The 18754-nt window shown below is 60.5% G+C and carries 17 protein-coding genes and 1 riboswitch; of the genes, 9 read left to right on the top strand and 8 right to left on the bottom strand.

Features of this window, described 5'->3' with window-relative positions; translation table 11 throughout:
• Positions 1-12 precede the first annotated feature (12 nt).
• Positions 13-576 (top strand): DUF2059 domain-containing protein, encoded by a 564-nt coding sequence (locus tag N2A41_RS11345; RefSeq protein ID WP_017964559.1) that lies wholly within the window; start codon positions 13-15, stop codon positions 574-576.
• Positions 577-670: 94 nt separating this feature from the next.
• On the top strand, positions 671-955 hold the full coding sequence (locus N2A41_RS11340) for an acylphosphatase (RefSeq protein ID WP_222385182.1): 285 nt from the start codon (positions 671-673) through the stop codon (positions 953-955).
• Positions 956-1125: 170 nt separating this feature from the next.
• Here N2A41_RS11340 and N2A41_RS11335 read toward each other — a convergent pair whose 3' ends face one another.
• Positions 1126-1338: a hypothetical protein gene (locus N2A41_RS11335; protein ID WP_260058858.1), complete on the bottom strand. Its 213-nt coding sequence runs from the start codon at positions 1336-1338 to the stop codon at positions 1126-1128.
• 231 nt (positions 1339-1569) lie between these two features.
• Here N2A41_RS11335 and gor point away from each other — a divergent pair, with 231 nt between their 5' ends.
• Positions 1570-2955 carry a glutathione-disulfide reductase gene (gene gor, locus N2A41_RS11330; protein WP_260058857.1) on the top strand — a complete coding sequence of 462 codons (1386 nt, stop codon included), beginning with the start codon at positions 1570-1572 and terminating at the stop codon, positions 2953-2955.
• Between the two features lie 175 nt (positions 2956-3130).
• On the opposite strand, the gene N2A41_RS11325 is transcribed toward gor, so the two are convergent.
• Entirely contained in the window at positions 3131-4414 is a 1284-nt protein-coding gene (locus N2A41_RS11325) for a TadE/TadG family type IV pilus assembly protein (RefSeq protein WP_222385180.1), read from the bottom strand.
• Positions 4415-4633: 219 nt separating this feature from the next.
• On the opposite strand from N2A41_RS11325, the gene N2A41_RS11320 reads away from it, so the two are divergent.
• Positions 4634-6007: a class II 3-deoxy-7-phosphoheptulonate synthase gene (locus tag N2A41_RS11320; protein ID WP_017964553.1), complete on the top strand. Its 1374-nt coding sequence runs from the start codon at positions 4634-4636 to the stop codon at positions 6005-6007.
• Positions 6008-6246: 239 nt separating this feature from the next.
• Here N2A41_RS11320 and N2A41_RS11315 read toward each other — a convergent pair whose 3' ends face one another.
• Positions 6247-8085: an ABC transporter ATP-binding protein gene (locus tag N2A41_RS11315; protein ID WP_260110958.1), complete on the bottom strand. Its 1839-nt coding sequence runs from the start codon at positions 8083-8085 to the stop codon at positions 6247-6249.
• Between the two features lie 291 nt (positions 8086-8376).
• Between N2A41_RS11315 and N2A41_RS11310 the strand changes: the two genes are divergently transcribed.
• On the top strand, positions 8377-8775 hold the full coding sequence (locus N2A41_RS11310; RefSeq protein ID WP_222385178.1) for a GFA family protein: 399 nt from the start codon (positions 8377-8379) through the stop codon (positions 8773-8775).
• Here N2A41_RS11310 and N2A41_RS11305 read toward each other — a convergent pair.
• Positions 8772-9302 (bottom strand): DUF1003 domain-containing protein, encoded by a 531-nt coding sequence (locus tag N2A41_RS11305; RefSeq protein ID WP_222279334.1) that lies wholly within the window; start codon positions 9300-9302, stop codon positions 8772-8774. The genes N2A41_RS11310 and N2A41_RS11305 overlap by 4 nt on opposite strands.
• Before the next feature lie 192 nt (positions 9303-9494).
• On the opposite strand from N2A41_RS11305, the gene N2A41_RS11300 reads away from it, so the two are divergent.
• The 3 genes from N2A41_RS11300 (at position 9495) to N2A41_RS11290 (ending at position 13563) form a co-directional block, all read left to right on the top strand.
• Entirely contained in the window at positions 9495-11174 is a 1680-nt protein-coding gene (locus N2A41_RS11300; RefSeq protein WP_222385177.1) for an NAD+ synthase, read from the top strand.
• A gap of 93 nt (positions 11175-11267) precedes the next feature.
• On the top strand, positions 11268-12098 hold the full coding sequence (locus tag N2A41_RS11295) for a TolB family protein (RefSeq protein WP_260110957.1): 831 nt from the start codon (positions 11268-11270) through the stop codon (positions 12096-12098).
• 901 nt (positions 12099-12999) lie between these two features.
• The gene (locus tag N2A41_RS11290; protein ID WP_260110956.1) at positions 13000-13563 is read left to right on the top strand and encodes a hypothetical protein; all 564 of its coding nucleotides are present in this window, start codon (positions 13000-13002) and stop codon (positions 13561-13563) included.
• An 8-nt stretch (positions 13564-13571) separates the two neighbouring features.
• Here the strand turns inward: N2A41_RS11290 and N2A41_RS11285 are convergent, their stop codons facing one another.
• The 4 genes from N2A41_RS11285 to N2A41_RS11270 all read right to left on the bottom strand — a co-directional run bounded on the left by N2A41_RS11285 (position 13572) and on the right by N2A41_RS11270 (position 18133).
• Complete coding sequence (locus tag N2A41_RS11285; RefSeq protein ID WP_260110955.1) at positions 13572-13982, bottom strand: hypothetical protein; 411 nt, start codon at positions 13980-13982, stop codon at positions 13572-13574.
• Between the two features lie 165 nt (positions 13983-14147).
• A complete protein-coding gene (locus tag N2A41_RS11280) occupies positions 14148-15215 on the bottom strand; it encodes a 3-deoxy-7-phosphoheptulonate synthase (RefSeq protein ID WP_260110954.1) in 1068 nt (355 codons plus the stop codon).
• Positions 15216-15616: 401 nt separating this feature from the next.
• Entirely contained in the window at positions 15617-16198 is a 582-nt protein-coding gene (locus N2A41_RS11275; RefSeq protein ID WP_222385173.1) for a hypothetical protein, read from the bottom strand.
• 60 nt (positions 16199-16258) lie between these two features.
• Complete coding sequence (locus N2A41_RS11270; protein ID WP_222385172.1) at positions 16259-18133, bottom strand: methyl-accepting chemotaxis protein; 1875 nt, start codon at positions 18131-18133, stop codon at positions 16259-16261.
• 270 nt (positions 18134-18403) lie between these two features.
• Between N2A41_RS11270 and N2A41_RS11265 the strand changes: the two genes are divergently transcribed.
• Positions 18404-18562 (top strand): hypothetical protein, encoded by a 159-nt coding sequence (locus tag N2A41_RS11265; RefSeq protein WP_222385171.1) that lies wholly within the window; start codon positions 18404-18406, stop codon positions 18560-18562.
• Positions 18530-18716: riboswitch (cobalamin riboswitch) on the top strand. It overlaps the preceding gene by 33 nt.
• Positions 18717-18754: the final 38 nt, after the last annotated feature.

The raw sequence follows: 18754 nt of genomic DNA, 5'->3' as shown, positions 1-18754 counted from the left end.
GAGCATATACTCATGATGAACATTGCAGGTCTTGGCCGTCTCGCCGCTGCGACCGTCGTTCTTTCCGGGCTTGCCTTCGGCTCCGCCGTTAAGGCGCAGGAAGTCTCCGAGGAGCAGTTGAAGGCGTCTCGCGCGGCGATCGACGCCATTGGCGCCACTGCCCAATTCGACAATATCCTGCCCGGTCTCGCCGAGCGCCTGAAGGCCGGCCTGATCCAGGATTCGCCGAATTACCAGGACATCATTTCGTCGACGGTCGACGCGCAGGCGCTTGCGTTGGCGCCGCGCCGCGGCGATCTGGAGAAGGAGGCGGCGCTCACCTACGCCAAGACCTTCACCGTCGATGAGCTGAAGGCGATCGCTGACTTCTATAATTCCGACGTCGGCAAGAAGCTGCTGCGCGACGGTCCGGTCGCTTCGCGCGAGACGGCGAAGGCTGCCGACATCTGGGCGCAGGGCATTTCCCGCGACCTGGAAAAGCAGAGCAACGCCGAGCTTTCCAAGGTCATCAAGGCGCCGCCGCCGGCAACCGACAGCCCCGCCGCTCCGGCTCCCGCACCGGCTGCCCAGCAGTAAGGCTTGCCCATCAAATTTGCGAAAGCCCGGCATTGTCCGGGCTTTTTTGCTATGATGCGGCAAATGCTGCCGGCGAGGTTTCAGGTGATTGCAGATGTCCGATCATGACAAGGCTGTCCGAGTGCGGATATCCGGCAAGGTCCAGGGTGTCGGTTTTCGCTATTGGACACGCGATGAGGCGGTACGGCTCGGTTTGACCGGCTGGGTTCGCAATGAAGAGGACGGGGCGGTCGTCGCTGTGATCGCAGGACCCGACAGCGCCATCTCGACGATGATCGAGCGTTTCAGGCGCGGGCCTTCGGGGGCGTCGGTTTCGGGCGTCGAGACGGAAGCAGCCCAGCTTGAAAAGATCCCGACGGATTTCCGCATTACCCGCTGACAGCAACAATCGCTAGAGCATGATGCCGAAAGGTGTGTGCGGTTTTCGGACGACATCATGCTCTACTTCTTTGATGTAGATCAGGATTCAGATTTCAGGCCGATCGGGCCTAAAATCATCCCGATCTAGGCATATGCAATTGGCATCGGATGTGCGCCGGAACTCAGTCCCTAGGCGTTCGGGTTCTTTGCAAGTTGCCACACACCCTCCTCATCCGGCTCCACGCGCTTGTTGCCGCGGTAGAAGATCGGCAGTCTCGTCTTCTTGTCGATCGAGAAACGGCTTGGCGTGTATTTTTCGTCCTCATGGCCCTGAATGGCGAGGCCGAGCGCTTCCTTGAATTTGCCAGCCTTGCACAGGTTGGTGAAGAGAGTTTGATCCATTCTTTGCTCCGGCATTCTTTTCCATCCCATGGATTGCCTGCCAGCCTCGGCTGACCGGGTCAACCATAAACAGACGGTGACTGGGTCAACCGCAGACGGTGACTGGGGCAGCCGTTTTACAATGAAGATTCAGCGGTGGGAACGGGATGACGCACGAGCGGGCTTTTGTTTTCGTGATGATCGCCCCTATATCAGGGACATCCTTCCTACGATTCCCTTCCGGAGCTCCTCATGTCTTCCTACGACTACGACCTCTTCGTCATCGGCGGCGGCTCCGGAGGCGTGCGCGGCGCGCGTGTCGCCGCCTCGCTCGGCAAGAAGGTGGCGATTGCCGAAGAATACCGCTACGGCGGCACCTGCGTGATCCGCGGCTGCGTGCCGAAGAAGCTCTTCGTCTATGCCTCGCAGTTCCACGAGCATTTCGAGGATGCAGCGGGCTTCGGCTGGACGGTTGGCCAAAGCAGCTTCGACTGGAAGAAGCTGGTGGCGGCCAAGGATGTTGAAATCGCCCGTCTGGAAGGCCTCTACAAGAAAGGTCTCGCCGGCGCCAATGCCGAAATCCTGGAAACGCGCGCAGAGCTCGTGGATGCCCATACGGTCCGGCTGCTGAAGACTGGACAGACGGTGACGGCCAAGACGATCGTGATCGCCACCGGCGGACGGCCTAACCCGCATGCAGCCCTTCCCGGTCACGAACTCTGCATCTCCTCCAACGAGGCCTTTCATCTCGAAGAGCTGCCGAAATCGATCGTCATCGCCGGCGGCGGCTATATTGCCGTCGAATTCGCCAATATTTTCCATGGCCTCGGCGTCGAGACGACGCTGATCTATCGCGGCGCCGAGATCCTGTCGCGCTTCGACGAGGATCTGAGACGCGGGCTGCACGAGGCTATGGTCGCCAAGGGCATCCGCATCCTCTGCCACGACACGCTGCAGAAGGTTTCGAAGGGTGAGAACGGGCTCATTCTGGAGACGCTGAACAACGGCACGCTGCAGGCCGGCGTCGTCATGCTGGCGCTCGGGCGCGATCCGAACACCGAAGGCCTCGGCCTCGAGGCGGCCGGCGTCGCCGTCAACGAACGCGGCGCCGTTATTGTCGATGAATATTCCCGCACCAATGTCGAAAACATCTATGCGCTCGGCGACGTCACCAACCGGGTACAGCTGACGCCAGTGGCGATCCACGAGGCGATGTGCTTCATCGAGACCGAATACAAGAACAATCCGACCCGGCCGGACTACGAGCTGATCCCGACCGCCGTCTTCTCGCAGCCGGAGATCGGCACTGTCGGCCTCTCGGAAGAGGATGCGGGCAAACGTTACGGCGAGCTCGAGGTTTACCGCGCCCAGTTCCGGCCGCTGAAGGCAACGCTTTCCGGCCGGGCCGAGCGGATGATTATGAAGCTGATCGTCGATGCGGCGAGCCGCAAGGTGGTGGGCGCCCATATCCTCGGCCACGACGCCGGCGAGATGGCGCAGTTGCTCGGCATCACGCTGAAGGCCGGCTGCACTAAAGACGATTTCGACCGTACCATGGCGCTGCATCCGACCGCCGCCGAAGAGCTCGTGACCATGTATGCGCCGAGCTATCGGATCCGCGACGGCAAGCGGCTTTGACCCGCGGCGGGCTTTAGCTCTTTGTTTTATGCATGTCGTTGACCCGAAACAGCAGCACACTTCCGGCGACATGCATTAGGTGCGCCGTGCGTCCTTTCGAACGCACATAGGACGCTCTAACTTTCTGAATCTACGCATCGGCCCGAAAATCGATTTCGATTTTCGGGCCGATGCGCTAGCTGGTGATGCGCGGCGCTCGGATGACCTTCAGGAAAAGCGCCTTCATCGCATCGGCGATACCTTGGGTCGGCGTCACCTCGAAATAGAGGCCGGGCGAAGCGCATGCCTGCATCTTCGTCGGAATCTCGTTCTGGAAGGGGCTGATCCATTTGTTGTACCAATCGTTGCTCGGTAATGGCAGGTAGGTGGTGTAGAGCACGGCGATCTTGACACCGCGATCCTTCAACGGCTTGCAGAAGGAGGTGTCGATCGGTTCCTGACAGCGGCCGCCGGTCGTCTTCTTGGTGCATGTCGACGGCTTGTAACTGTCGCCGACGCCATCGGAAACGAAGAACAAGATCTTTTCGGGGCTGATATTCGACGTGCCGTCACCGGCCGGATCGATGATGGTATTCATCTGGGTCAGGGCGCTATCGAAGCTCGTGAGTTGGTCCTGGTTGTAGTTCTGGTAGGGAATGGTCATCAGATCGACGGCGTCGGTGTAGTTCTTCACCTTCGTCAGGTCGGATGTGGGGCTGGAGATCGTCGTCAGCTTGGCGTCTTCGGCCTTGGTGCCGAAAGTATAGACGCCCATGCGGAACTGGTCGCTGCTGACGCGTTCGGTCTTGGCCGTATCGGTCAACGCCTGAGTTGCCTGGCGCACGACGTCGATGCGCATGGCGACGCCGAGGCTCTTGGCGATAGTGTAGTTGTTGGTGCTCTGGTCCATCTGATGGCAGGCAAAGGCGCAGCCTGTTTTGGCCTGCAGCTTGGAAACATCGGTCGCGGTTGCGCCGACGCCCATGGAAGGCGTGTTATCGAGCAGGATGTAGAAATCCATGAAGGCGGCGGTTTGATATTCGGCCGTCGCAACGCCAGAGATCGTGATCGAGTCCCGGCCGAGGATGCGCATGAAGGTGGTGGGCACCGTCGCGCTGAAGGAAACCTGCGAGTTCAGCTTGTTGGCAGTCTTGATGACGTCGATGCCGAGATCGACATGAACGTCGGTCAGCTCGCCGGACATTTGAGACATGAAAATGCTACGGGCGTCGTCTTTGCCGAGCGAGATCGTGCCGTTGCTGCTCATGGTCATGGCGGCTGCGACCGCGCCGGATTTCTCGGCGATCGAACCGACGGCTGCGGCATCGGCGGCGGTATAAAGCTGTGTCCTCAGGCTGAGCGCATGGGCGAAATCCACGGCCATGCCGGCCGCGCCGAAGAGCGGCACCACCAGCAGCGCCGTCATGATGCCAAAATTGCCCGAGCGGTCCGATATGAACCCGGGCGGAAGGATCGCCATGCCATGTCCCCGATGTTGAAACTCTTTGCGGTTCTACATTGAAAGTCTAAAATATGGGGAAATCGACATGGTATATGCGGGTTTAACCAGACAGCGGCGAGCGGCGGCGGTGAGGCGACAACTGTCGGCGATTGGTCTTTGCAAGCCGGATCTAAAGGTCTATAAGCCGCCGCATATTGAGAGCATCCTGAGGTATGGATGTGAGAACAGGTGAGTGAGATGGCAGACAATTGGACCCCGAGCAGCTGGCGGCAAAAACCGATCCTGCAGGTTCCCGACTATCCCGACGCGGCCGCTTTGGCGGCAACGGAAGCCACGCTCGCCAGCTATCCGCCACTTGTCTTTGCAGGTGAAGCGCGCCGCCTGAAGAAGCATCTCGCCAATGTCGCCGAAGGCAACGGCTTCCTGCTGCAGGGCGGCGACTGTGCCGAGAGCTTCGCCGAGCACGGTGCCGACAATATTCGCGATTTCTTCCGGGCTTTCCTGCAGATGGCGGTCGTGCTGACCTTCGGCGCGCAACTGCCGGTTGTGAAGGTCGGCCGCATCGCCGGCCAGTTCGCCAAGCCGCGTTCGTCGAATGTCGAGAAGCAGGGCGACGTCACGCTGCCGGCCTATCGCGGTGACATCATCAACGGCATCGAATTCACCGAGGAGTCGCGCATTCCGAACCCAGAGCGCCAGGCCATGGCTTATCGCCAGTCGGCGGCGACGCTGAACTTGCTGCGCGCCTTTGCGATGGGCGGTTACGCCAACCTCGAAAACGTGCACCAGTGGATGCTCGGCTTCGTCAAGGACAGCCCGCAGGGCGAGCGCTACCGCAAGCTTGCCGACCGCATCAGCGAAACCATGGATTTCATGAAGGCGATCGGCATCACCTCGGAAAACCATCCGGCTCTGCGCGAGACCGATTTCTTCACCAGCCACGAGGCGCTGCTGCTCGGCTACGAAGAAGCGCTGACCCGTGTCGATTCCACCTCGGGCGACTGGTATGCGACGTCCGGCCACATGATCTGGATCGGCGACCGCACGCGCCAGGCGGACCATGCGCATGTCGAATATTGCCGCGGCATCAAGAACCCGATCGGCCTGAAATGCGGCCCGTCGCTGCAGGCCGACGACCTGCTGCAACTGATCGACATCCTGAATCCTGCCAACGAGGCCGGACGCTTGACGTTGATCTGCCGCTTCGGCCATGAGAAGGTCGCCGACAGCCTGCCGAAGCTCATTCGCGCCGTCGAGCGCGAGGGCCGCAAGGTCGTCTGGTCCTGCGATCCGATGCACGGCAACACGATCACGCTCAACAACTACAAGACCCGTCCCTTCGAGCGGATCCTGTCGGAAGTCGAAAGCTTCTTCCAGATCCACCGCGCCGAAGGCTCGCATCCGGGCGGCATCCATATCGAGATGACCGGCAAGGATGTGACCGAGTGCACCGGCGGCGCCCGCGCGGTCTCCGCAGAAGACCTGCAGGACCGCTACCACACGCATTGCGATCCGCGCCTCAACGCCGACCAGGCGCTCGAGCTTGCCTTCCTGCTTGCCGAGCGCATGAAGGGCGGGCGCGACGAAAAGCGCATGGTCGCCAACGGCTGAGATCAGTCTGAAATGAATGACAAAAAACCCGGCGCGATGCCGGGTTTTTGTTGATAGCTGCCCCTCTAGCCCTCTCCCCGTAAACGGGGCGAGGGGACGTACCAAACGCAGCGTCGAGTTTGGGGGAAGCGGGCGCGGCATGTCCCTTCGCCCGTTTACGGGGGTCCGAAGGACGGGTCGAGACCCGTGGCTCGACCCTGGTCGGTGCCGGCAGGCGTATGAGGGGCTGACACAGACGCTCATATACTCGCCTGGACGCTGTGCAGGTTGGCGTAGACGCCGTCTTGCGCCATCAGCTCGTCATGGGTGCCCTGTTCGACGATGCCATCAGCCGTCAGGACCAGGATGCGGTCGGCGTGGCGGACGGTCGACAGGCGGTGAGCGATGACCAGGGTGGTTCGCCCGCTTGCCAGGCTGAGCAGTGCCTGCTGCACCGCCCGTTCGCTTTCGTTGTCGAGCGCGCTGGTCGCTTCGTCGAAGATCAGAATCTGGGGATTCTTGAGGAAGGCACGGGCAATGGTGAGGCGCTGTCGCTGACCGCCCGAGAGCTTGACGCCGCGCTGGCCGATATCGGTGTCATAGCCCTGAGGCAGGGCGATGATGAAGTCGTGCGCATTGGCCGCGCGCGCGGCCGCTTCCAGTTCGGCATCGCTGGCCTCCGGCCGGCCGTAGCGCAGGTTTTCCGCCACCGTGCCGGCAAAGAGGTAGACATCCTGCTGCACCACGCCGACATGGCGGCGGAGCGAAGTCAGCGTCACGTCGCGGATATCGGTGCCATCGATACGGATCGCGCCAGCCTCGACATCGTAGAAGCGCGGTATCAGCGAACAAAGCGTGCTCTTGCCGACCCCCGAGGGGCCGACCAGGGCGACGAACTCCCCGGGGGCGATGGTGAGCGATAGCTGCTCGAGCACCCGCGGGCCATCGCCCTCGTAGCCGAAGGCGACGTCGGAAAAACGGATCTCGCCCGTTGGCGCCGGCATCGGACGGGCGGCCGGCCGGTCCGTGATATCGGGGGCGATCTCCAGGATCTCCATGGCCCTGATGAAACCGGTGTAGCCCTCCTGCCAGAGGCGCACGAAATTGGCGAGCCGCTGCACCGGATCGACCAGCACGGCGACACAGAGCAGAAAGGTCAGCATATCGGAGACGGTCAGTTCCGCCGTCAGGATGCGCAGGCCACCGATGACGATAACGATTATGGTGATGAGCTGGGCGAAAGTTTCGGTGCCGACCGAAAACCAGGCCTCGCTGCGATAGCCCTCGGCGCGGCTTTGCAGGAAGCGCCGGTTCTGCTCGGCGAAACGTTCCTTCTCCAGCGCCTCGTTGGCAAAGGACTGGACGACGCGAATTCCCGAAAGAGCATCCTCGACGCGCTCGTTGACGGCGGCGACCTGCCGTTTGCTGGCTTCGAGCGCGCGGTTCATCCGCCGGTTGAAATAGAGCGCATAGGCCACCGCCACCGGGGTGAGCAACAGGATCAGGGCCGCCAATGGCGGATCGATGAAGAACAGCACCAGCATGGCGCCACCATATTTGAGCACGGCAATGGAAAGATCCTCGGGGCCGTGGTGAAAGAGCTCGCCCAGCCACAGGCTGTCATTGGTGATGCGGCTCATCAACTGGCCGGTGCGCTGCTGGTCGTAGAAGCTGAACGAGAGCTTCTGGCAGTGCTCGAAGAGTTCCTGCCGCACCATGGCCTCGATGCGGGCGCCCATCACGTGGCCGCGATAGTCGACGAAGAAGATGGCAACGATCTGGACCGCCAGAACGGCCAACATGATGCCGCCCATCGCAAGGATTTGTGCGAAGGCCTGCGGCGCATCGGGCAGAGCGAGAAGACGGCTCGTGACGATGTTGGCGCAGAGCGGCAAGGCAACCGCCGTGCCAGCGACGAGGATGGCACAAAGCAGATCCGCCAGCAGCAAAGGCAGATGCGGGCGATAGTAGGAGAGGAATTTGCGCATGCGCGACCAGCGCCGCCTGCGGTCTGCGGCATTCGCGTCGTCGCGGAAGAGTTTCGGGAAGCGATTATGAGGTCGCGAGCTTTTCCTCGCGCGAGAGAACGAAATGTTCATGAAGCTGAATGTCCTTGTGGGGGATGTTTTGTTCGGACAGGATCGCTCTCATGTCAGTCTCCCGAGGGTCGGATGAATTGCTCCATAAGTATCGCCGACAATGGTGGTCGATTCAATGCTGTGATGCGAAGAGCCCTGCGGGTGTTGTCGACCAGCAACAGGGGTAATCGCTCCGGCCAAATATGCACAAGGTCGACGACCCTCAAGATTTTTGATGATTTCGTTGAACGGAATGGATTTGACGCCGCGGGCGATCGGCGGCAACATCCCGTCATAAACGGGAGGGCGACCATGACCGAACGGCATACAGGCGGCTGCCTTTGCCGCGCCGTGCGATTTTCGACGACGACGAAGCCAGGACCTGTCGTCGGTTGTCACTGCTCGCAATGCCGCCGGCAGACGGGGTTTTACTACGCTGCGGTCAACGTGGCCCGCGCGGCTCTTTCGGTTGATGGCACTGAGGCGGTCCGCTGGTACCGGTCGAGCGAAGAGGCGCAGCGCGGCTTCTGCTCCAATTGCGGCTCCGCGCTGTTCTGGCAGGCGGACGGATCGGCGGAAGTTTCGGTCATGGCAGGCGCCTTCGACACGCCGAGCGGCCTGGCCTTCGGCCATCATATCTACTGTGCCGACAAGGGCGATTTCTACGAGATAACAGATGGCCTGCCGCAATATGCGGTGAATCCGGTTTAGCCCTTGGCAGCGAATTCGGCGCTGAGGCGGGCAACGTCCTCGCGCAGCGCCGTCAGTTCGGTCAGCACGCGCATGTCGATCTTCTGGTGCAGAGAGAGCACTTCGAGCTCGGCCTTGAGATTGACCTCGTAATCCTTGGCGGCCTCGAAGCGGTCGCGTTCGGCCTGGCGGTTCTGCGACATCATGATGATCGGCGCCTGGATGGCGGCGAGCATCGACAGGATCAGGTTCAGGAAGACGAAGGGATAAGGGTCGAAGGCGCCGCTCACCAGAATGATGGTGTTGATCACCGTCCAGGCGGTGAGGAAGACGAAGAAGGCGATGATAAAAGACCAGGAGCCGCCGATGCGGGCGATGCTGTCGGCGATACGCTCGCCGAAGGAGGCCTCGGCTGAGAAGGCGGCGTTGACGTCGGTCGAGATGACCTTGCGTTGGTGCGCTTTCGCCAGCACGCGCTTTTCGACGTCGCCGAGTTCGTCGGCCGGTTTGTCGAAATGATGGTGCACGAATTCCGAGAGATTAGACATGGCCTGTTTCCGATACCCGTTATCGATGCGGTCGCTTCCGGCGCAAGTATTCCGCTCCGGAGGTAAATTGCAATGCGCATCAATGCCGCGTGGCGCCATGCGCAATCCGTTCATAAAAATTTCGTCACCGCGGGGCGCCGCTTTTGGCACCAACATGTTGCGGTCGCGAAAGGCGCAGGCTAAACAAATGACATGACAGAGGAAAACGCCCTTTCTGATATTTTCCGCATCGCCATCGGCCAGCTCAATCCGACGGTCGGCGATGTCGCCGGCAATCTCGCCAAGGCGCGCGAGGCGCGTTTTGACGCGGGACGGGAGGGCGCGCATCTGCTCGTCCTGACGGAGCTTTTCATCTCCGGCTATCCGCCTGAAGATCTGGTGCTGAAGCCCGCCTTCATTCGCGCCTGCTGGAAGGCGGTCGAGACTCTCGCGGCCGATACCGCCGATGGCGGGCCGGGCGTCATCATCGGCTTTCCCCGGCAGGACGAGACCGGCCGCTACAATTCGGTCGCCGTGCTCGACGCCGGCAAGGTGATCGCGGTGCGCGACAAGATCGACCTGCCGAATTACGGCGAGTTCGACGAGAAGCGCGTCTTCGACCAGGGCGCCATGCCGGGGCCGGTGAATTTCCGCGGCGTGCGCATCGGCATTCCGATCTGCGAGGATATCTGGGGCGATCTCGGCGTCTGCGAGACGCTGGCCGAAAGCGGGGCCGCGATCCTGCTGTCGCCGAACGGTTCTCCCTATTATCGCGGCAAGGTCGATATCCGCCATCAGGTGGTGCTGAAGCAGGTGATCGAGACCGGACTGCCGCTGATCTATGCCGCCCAGCTCGGCGGCCAGGACGAACTCGTCTTCGACGGGGCGAGCTTCGCCTTCAATTCCGACAAGTCGCTTGCCTTCCAGATGAGCCAGTTCGAGACGGCGCTAGCGGTGACGACATGGAAGCGCGGCGAAAGCGGCTGGCATTGCGACGAAGGGCCGATGGCGCATATCCCTGAAAGCGAGGAGGCCGATTACCGCGCCTGCCTGCTCGGCTTTCGCGACTACGTCAACAAGAACGGCTTCAAAACCGTGGTGCTCGGCCTTTCCGGCGGCATCGACTCGGCGATCTGTGCGGCAATCGCCGTCGATGCGCTGGGCGAGGAGCGGGTGCGCACCGTCATGCTGCCCTATCGCTATACTTCCGAGGATTCGCTGAAGGATGCGGCCGATTGCGCCAAGGCGCTCGGCTGCCGCTACGACATCGTGCCGATCGAACAGCCGGTGACGGGTTTCAGCAGTGCGCTCGCCAGCCTTTTCGAAGGCACGGGCAGCGGCATCACCGAGGAGAACCTGCAGAGCCGGGCGCGCGGCGTCATCCTGATGGCCATCTCGAACAAGTTCGGCTCGATGGTGGTGACGACGGGCAACAAGTCGGAAATGTCGGTTGGCTACGCCACGCTTTACGGCGACATGAACGGCGGCTTCAACCCGATCAAGGACCTCTACAAGATGCAGGTCTATGCGCTTTCCCGCTGGCGCAACGAAAACGTGCCGCCGGATGCGCTGGGGCCGTCGGGCGAGGTGATCCCGCAGAATATCATCGACAAGGCGCCGTCGGCCGAACTGCGGCCCGACCAGAAGGATCAGGATTCGCTGCCGCCCTATCCCGTGCTCGACGATATCCTCGAATGCCTGGTCGAGAAGGAGATGGCGGTCGAGGAGATCGTCGCGGGCGGCCATGATGTCGCGACCGTTCACCGGGTCGAGCATCTGCTCTATCTCGCCGAATACAAGCGCCGGCAATCGGCGCCCGGCGTGAAGATCACCAAAAAGAATTTCGGCCGGGACCGACGTTATCCGATCACCAACCGTTTTCGGGATCGCTAACGCAATCGAGATCGCTGACGGCAGCAATTCAAAGCGTTACGGCGTCCTGCGTCTGGAAAGATGCGCGGCGTTGCAAGATTTTCGGGAGGAAACATGCGCAGCTCGGTTGAGATCTACAATGTCAGGACGGGCAGGGCCCGCGAGGTCTGGCAGACGGACAGGCTGGTGGAGGCGCCGAACTTCTCGCCGGATGGTTCCTACCTGCTCATGAACGGCGACGGGCTGCTCTATCGCCTCCCGCTCGATGGCGGCGACGTGGTCACGGTCGATACCGGCTTTGCCGTCAACTGCAACAATGATCACGGCATTTCGCCCGATGGGACTGAAATTGTCATCTCCGACAAGAGCGAATTCGGCAAGTCGGCGATCTATCTCCTGCCGATCGAAGGCGGCACGCCGCGGCTCATCACGCAGAACCTGCCATCCTACTGGCATGGCTGGTCGCCGGACGGGCGCCAGCTTGCCTATTGCGGCATCCGCGACGACCTCTTCGATATCTACACCATCTCCGTCGATGGCGGCGCCGAAACGCGGCTGACGCATGGCGAGGGACGCAATGACGGGCCGGACTGGTCGGCTGACGGCCAATGGATCTACTTCAATTCCAGCCGCACCGGGCTGATGCAGATCTGGCGCATCCATCCCGATGGCACCGGGCTCGAGCAGGTGACATCGGACAATCAGGGCAATTGGTTCGCCCATCCATCGCCTGCCAATGACAAGGTGCTGATCCTGTCCTACGACCCTTCGGTGTTCGACCATCCGCGCGATCTCGACGTACGGCTGCGGCTGATGGACATGGATGGCGGCAATCTGAAGACGCTGTTCGAGCTTTTCGGCGGGCAGGGCACGATCAATGTGCCCTGCTGGTCTCCTGATGGCGAGGAATTCGCCTATGCCAGGTATTTTCCGGTGAGATATTGAGACTGACGCACCGCCATTTTATGATGGGGTGGTGGGTATTTGATGATATCGAGAGACCGCCTACTCGAACACTTTGCTTGGAATCGTTTCAGAAACGGGCTGTCTTTTAACGCCAGCTGCGGCCACCAGCAGCAAAGCCGAATACAGCTGTCACTGCGAGCGATTTGACGGTCTCTAGCAATCCCCACCATGTCATCATGCCGTTTTGGTAAGTGATGTGGTCACCAGCATAAGCCTCGTCAGGGCCGAAAAATACAACTAGGCACATCCAGGGGAAGGTCGCAACAAAGGCTCCAACCATCGCGCAATTTGCAAGGGGCGGCCCTACACGTCGCCTGAAGTAGCATAGCAATGGAATCCCCAACACAGCAGTTGGCGGATACGCACCAATGAGCGCGACGGCCTGAGTTGTTCGGATAACGCGCTCGGTCATATCCGGCAGGCCCTGATACAGTGGGCTGTAAACAGCGTATGCGAAGGACGCGATTTAGGGAACTACGATCAACGCAATCGTTACTCTCCACCAAGGTGGAGATGGAAGAGTTTTTACAGGCATGCGTCCCCTATCGAAAAAGTTTATTCGGCAGGATTTCACGTCACAGTGTGAGTAACAACGTCGCGCCCGGCCTCATCTTCGAATTGCTGATGCGCACGCTTTTGAGGGGTGGGTGATTGGGGCTCCCAAGTTTGATTGCAGTAGCTGCCTCTAGTTTCGTGTAACTTGCCGAAGCGGACGGGGTATTCTATTTCAAGATGAGCTGTGGCATTTATTCATCTTCCTAATTGTGGGGGAAATATTGTGACCTGAATATCAGCGCTATTCTGGCTGGTAACGACGCCCAATGCTCCAACCCGCTCTTTTGGCATCCGCGAACATGAGGATGAACCTGGAGGTATAGACTTGCTGGCTGTCTTGAGATGCGCGTGGACGCTGCGTGGTTTCACGGTCGCCGGCCCCTTGGTGGCAATGGGTTTCACGCTCGCAGGTTGTTCATATCTTTTTGTCCGTGGCGTCGAGGGAAGCTACCTCGCAACGGGTACTCCGGTGCTCGGAAAGGTGACTGCGAGGGACGAGAGTGAGGAGATGGGGGGGACGATTGAGATCGGCTCGGCCGAAAGGCAGCAATGCAAGGGTCGCTACAGCGTATCGCAGGTGAAGACGAATTTCTGGAAGCTTGAGACCGGCGAGCGAACCTACCGCGGGAAGATCTACTGTCTGGATGGTCGAGCAGGGGCGTTTGAACTCATATCGAAGGATAAGGGGAAAACCGGCTCGATTACCGGCGAAATCAATGGCGAGGCATTTCAACTCGATATGTTCGGATCGAAGAGCCGTGAGTGCATGACGGAAGAATGCAGATGGGGCTTGAAGTGGACTTACGAAAAAGAGCGCGACGACATGCGTACCTATTACAGGGTCGCGACTGAACACGAGCCCGATTCAATGCATCCATGGCTCTATTAAATCTACTCCTATTCCGCGTGCCGGTGATCCGGTCCCGAGCTCCGCCCATGATGGCGGGGCGGTGGGTTAGTAACCCCACGCTGCTTGGGGATCGGCGACTTCGCGGATGATTGGACGAGAAATCTGATATTGGCCTTGGTTCCAATCAGCCTACCGGTACCAACAGCAGCGCCATAGTAATTGTTATAGCCGACCTCGCTGTTGGCAATTGCGGCGAACTTAGCGCCCATCGCGAGCGGCATTGCGGCCAGCGCCACGAATGCGACGACAGGCCCGAGCACCGGCGTAGTGGTGACGATCGATTGAGCACCGTTGATAGCCGTCTCCACGAAGGTATTTTCCGACCAAGCCGGCTCCGACGACAAATGACGTGCCCGCGAAATATGCGCCTGTGTCGGCCCATCTGGTCGCTCCATCATCAGACACCTGCATTTGGCGGCTGTGGCTCGTTGGGATGAATGGGCATGAACTGGCGGTCACAGCCAGCGGCAGTGTCGCCATCGGCGTACCGTGAGATAACCGGGTTGCCCCCACCGCCCTGTAATGGGCGGCGGGTTTCTGCCCGCTGCGTTTAATGCTGACTATCAGGCTGCGACGGCTGCCTTGCGCCGGGCGCGGGCGGACTGCGCCAGGTCTTCCAGCGTCGCCACCGACATATCCCAGTCGATACAGCCGTCGGTGATGGACTGGCCGTAAACCAGCGGCTTGCCGGGAACGAGGTCCTGGCGGCCAGCGACGAGGTTGCTTTCGATCATCATGCCCTTGATGTCGCTATTTCCGGAGGCAATCTGGGTGGCAACGGATCTGACGACGAGCGGCTGGTTCATCGGGTCCTTGCCGCTGTTGGCATGGCTGGCATCGATGAGGATGCGCGGGGCCACGCCGAGCTTGACGGCTTCGCTCGTGACGGATTCGACATCGGCCGTCTCATAGTTTGGCCGCTTACCGCCGCGCAGGATGATGTGGCAGTCCTCATTGCCTGTCGTCGAGGCGATTGCTGCCTGTCCGTCTTTGGTCACTGCCGGGAAGTGATGCGGCTGCGAGGCGGCGAGGATGGCGTCGAGCGCGACGCGCACACCACCATCGGTGCCGTTCTTGAAGCCGATCGGGCAGGAAAGGCCGGAGGCAAGCTGGCGGTGGACCTGGCTTTCGGTCGTGCGCGCACCGATCGCGCCCCAACTGACGAGATCGGCGATGTATTGCGGCGTGATGGTGTCGAGGAATTCGCAGCCGGCCGGAAGGCCCATGGCATTGATATCGAGCAGCAGGCGTCTCGCAATCCTCAGCCCTTCCTCGATGCGGTAGCTGCCGTCGAGATGCGGGTCGTTCATCAGGCCCTTCCAGCCGACGGTCGTGCGGGGTTTTTCGAAGTAGACGCGCATGACGATCTCGAGATCGCCGGCGAAGCGGCGGCGCTGTTCCGCCAGCCGTTCGGCATATTCCCTGGCGGCAACGGGATCGTGGATGGAGCAGGGGCCGATGACGACGATCAGCCGGTCGTCTTCGCCCTGCAGGATCTTATGGATCGCATCACGGTTACTGGTCACGGTCTTACTGACATCAGCATTGCGGGGAATTTCCGCGATGATATCGGCGGGTTTGGTCAGCGGGGTGATTTCGACGATACGCAGATCGTCAATGGTATCAGACACGGTATGGCTCCTGTTTGGTCATACCGGCGGAACAAAAAAACCGCCAGGTAGACTAGCGGCTGTTCGGGTTGTCGTCGCGTCGAATTCAGTTACGCATGGACCCGCATCCGCTGAGAGTAGCGGTACCAATAAAATCGCGAGGCGCAGATTGATGTGATCGACATGAGAGGTATGTAGTGTCACGGCCACGCGTTGTCACGCAGAATTTTCTGCCTGAAAATCCGGCGTTCCCCGAGATGGCAACGGCTTCTGCGGAAGGGAGACCCCCCGGCGAGGCAAGAAGCGCGTCGCACTCGATCTCGTGCAGGCGACGCGCTCTAAGCTTTGTTTAAACCTGTCGCCCTAAAGATGCTTCCGGGCGACGGTCGTTCGCACTGTTCCAGAAGACTCAGTTCCTGAGATCACAGGGCGTCGACGTTCACGCCGACGGTGATGGCGCCGATCGGTGTTCCCTTGTCGTCTGATATCGTGACGCTTGCCTGCGACTGCAGTGTCTGGGTCGACTCATCCTTTTCGATCTCGTCGACGAAGACGGCGTCCTTGCCGGCTCCGAAGGACTTCTGGAACTTGGCCTCGTCGCCCTGCCAGTAATCCGATGTGGTGTCGCTTTGACCGACATTCAGGCCTTTTGTATCCATGACGAAGATTTCCGTGATCTTGCCGCCGGAAGCCTCCTTCTTCCCCTGAAGGAATTTCGACAGTGCGTTGTTGAGCACACCATCGATCATCGAGTGGTCTGAGCCATCGACTTCGGCACGCCACTTCTTGTCAAGGGCGTCGACATCAGCAGCATTGAGATTGGCGTTGGCAGCGTTCTGCGCCTTGATAGCCTCGATGATGGCGGGGTCGTTAAGCCAGGGCTTTACATCGCTTGTCACGTAGTCGGAGATCGGGGCAAGCTTGGCATCCTGTGCCATGGATACGCCCACGGGCATGGCAAATGCGGTGCAGGCCAAAAGAAATGCGGGCACGATTTTCTTCATAAGCGTTTCCTTCCTGATTATAGGTTGCTGAGAACTAAGGCTTATCGGATGCAGGCGACGTCAAAACTCCTCCCAGGCACCGGGAGCAGCGGCAACGGCGGCATTGCCTGCATGACGCTGCATGACGGCTCTGGGCTCGGGACGAGCTTGGCGGGCGGCTTGAACGGGTTTGGGCTGGCTGGCGGTAGACCCACCGACCACGAACCTGCCGGCCGAGTCCTGCAGCAGGCGTCCTTGCGACAGCAGTTCGTGGCAAGCCGCGTTGGTTTCCTCGACCATTGCCGCGTTCTGCTGTGTCGTCTGATCCATCTGGTTGATTGCGCTGTTGATTTCCTGCAGGCCCGTCGCCTGTTCGCGATAGGATTGGACGATGGAAGCGATGCTATCGCTGATGCGGTTGATCTGCTCCTCGATCTTCAGCAGGGCGTCACCGGTTTCGTTCACCAGCCCGACGCCCGCGGCAACTTCCTGGCCGGATACGTTGATCAGGTTCTTGATTTCCTTTGCGGCATTTGCCGACCGCTGAGCGAGTTCACGCACTTCCTGCGCGACAACAGCAAAACCCTTGCCGGCCTCGCCGGCGCGCGCCGCCTCGACACCGGCGTTCAGCGCCAGCAGGTTCGTCTGGAAGGCGATTTCGTCGATGACGCCGATAATGCGGCCGATCTGGCTCGAGGAGGTTTGAATCCGGTCCATCGCGCCGATTGCATCGCGCACCACCGTCGCCGAGACATGAGCGCTCCGCTTTGTCTCCTCGACCAACTGCCCGGCATTTTCAGCCCGTTGCGACGATGTTCTGACCGTGGTGGTCACCTCATCCAGTGCCGCAGCGGTCTGTTCCAATGCTGCTGCCTGTTGCTCGGTCCGCCTGGCGAGTTGATCCGCGGAGTTCGCCAGCTCGCTGGAGCCGGTTTCAACCGCCACGGAAGCGGTCTTTATCTCTGTCAGAGCGGCCGCGACCGCATCGACCATGTTGTTAAAATCCTGCCGCAATTTATCGAATTCGGGACCGAGATCGGCCAATTGTATCGAGAAATCGCCGGCGGCAAGCTTTTCCAATGCATTTGCGAGAGAGGTCATGACCAGCCGCTGGGTGTTGCTGGCTTCTTCGGTGAACAATACATTGCGCGCCCGTTCGGCGTCGAGCGAAGCGCTCTGCTCGGCAGCGGCCTGCTCTCTCTCGACCTTCGCAATCGCCTCGTGGCGGAAGACTTCCAACGCGCGTGCCAGAAAGCCGATCTCGTCGCCATTTTCCCTGTAGGTGACGGGAGAGGCCAGGTCGCCTTTCTGCAACGCGCTGATTCTCTCACTGAGGATCCTGATGGGCCGGCCAACGAGGCTGCGCATGGCGAGAAGGAAGGCAACGACGGCTATGGCGGTGATCGCGGACTGCGTGAGCAGCGAAATGAGAACTTTCTGCCTGACTTCGGAAGCGATTTTTTCGACGGACCAGTTCGTGACGACGTAACCGGTGGCCTTGCCCGACTTATCCAGCGGGAGCGGCGCGATGATCGTCACGACGCCGGCAGATATTCTACCGTCATCGATGGTCGTCTTTTCCGGTTTCGCGCTCAGGCTCTTCGCCAGATCGGTTGGTGCCGGCAAACCACTGACGCCATCGCGCGCCCAGGTATCGACGGCGGCAGGTTCGGCGTTGAATGCGGCAAACTGCACGAGATCGAGCGAGGGGTCGTCGCGGTAGAGCGAATAAGCCTCTCGAACGGCGTTCGCCTTCCCCCATTTCACGCCGCCCGCTGCCAGAGAGGCAAATTGCTCGGCATCCTTGGACCAGTTCGCCTTGGCGCCATCGATCAAGGCCCGGGTTTCGTACATCCAGGTATAGGTGGCGAAAGCGGAAATGCCGCAGAGGTTCACGGCAACGATAATCGCCGCCAGCTTGGCGGTCAGAGGCATCGTTTTCAAAAATTGGAACATTCCGCGGCGGCCTAGAATTGCGGCTCAGTCGGACATGTTCCGGACTGGCGTATCAATACGGGCATCGACGCTGACGGTCACATCATGAGCCCTCATGCCCATGTCCTGATAGCAACCCAAAACGCGTAAACGCAGTGTGTATTTGATGTGTGAATAAATCATAAAGTAGAATGGTGCTGGGGTACATGCGGGTCGTTTCACCCTGGCGCCTGCGGGCGCCAAGCCCAGCGAACCGGCGGGTACTGTCGTATCGTGCTGGACGGTGGAGGGATGGAGATACGCTGGGCAACGGCATTGATCGCGGTTGCCTGGCTGCTGTCGGCGTCATCGACATCGCCGAAGGCCATGCAGCGTGTCGGCGGCGTGCGGGCCGCCTTGCCGCCGCCGCGCTTTCCTGAAATAGATGCGCCGTCAGGTGCCCGCCGGTAAGGCGGGAGAATCGGGAATCCGGTGCAAAGCCGGAACGTGCCCAACGCTGTAAGGCCGACGTTTGCCGCTTATCACGCCACTGGCTTCTTGCCGGGAAGGCTGCGGCAGACGGATGACGCCCAGTCAGAAGACCGGCCTGGCTAGATAGACCGATCCGCGCGGACGGCGGGGCGGTTGCGTTGTTGGGGATTT

It is taken from the genome of Rhizobium sp. SRDI969, from assembly GCF_025152725.1.
Classification (GTDB): domain Bacteria; phylum Pseudomonadota; class Alphaproteobacteria; order Rhizobiales; family Rhizobiaceae; genus Rhizobium; species Rhizobium leguminosarum_I.
This window is presented reverse-complemented; position numbering and strand designations above follow the sequence as displayed.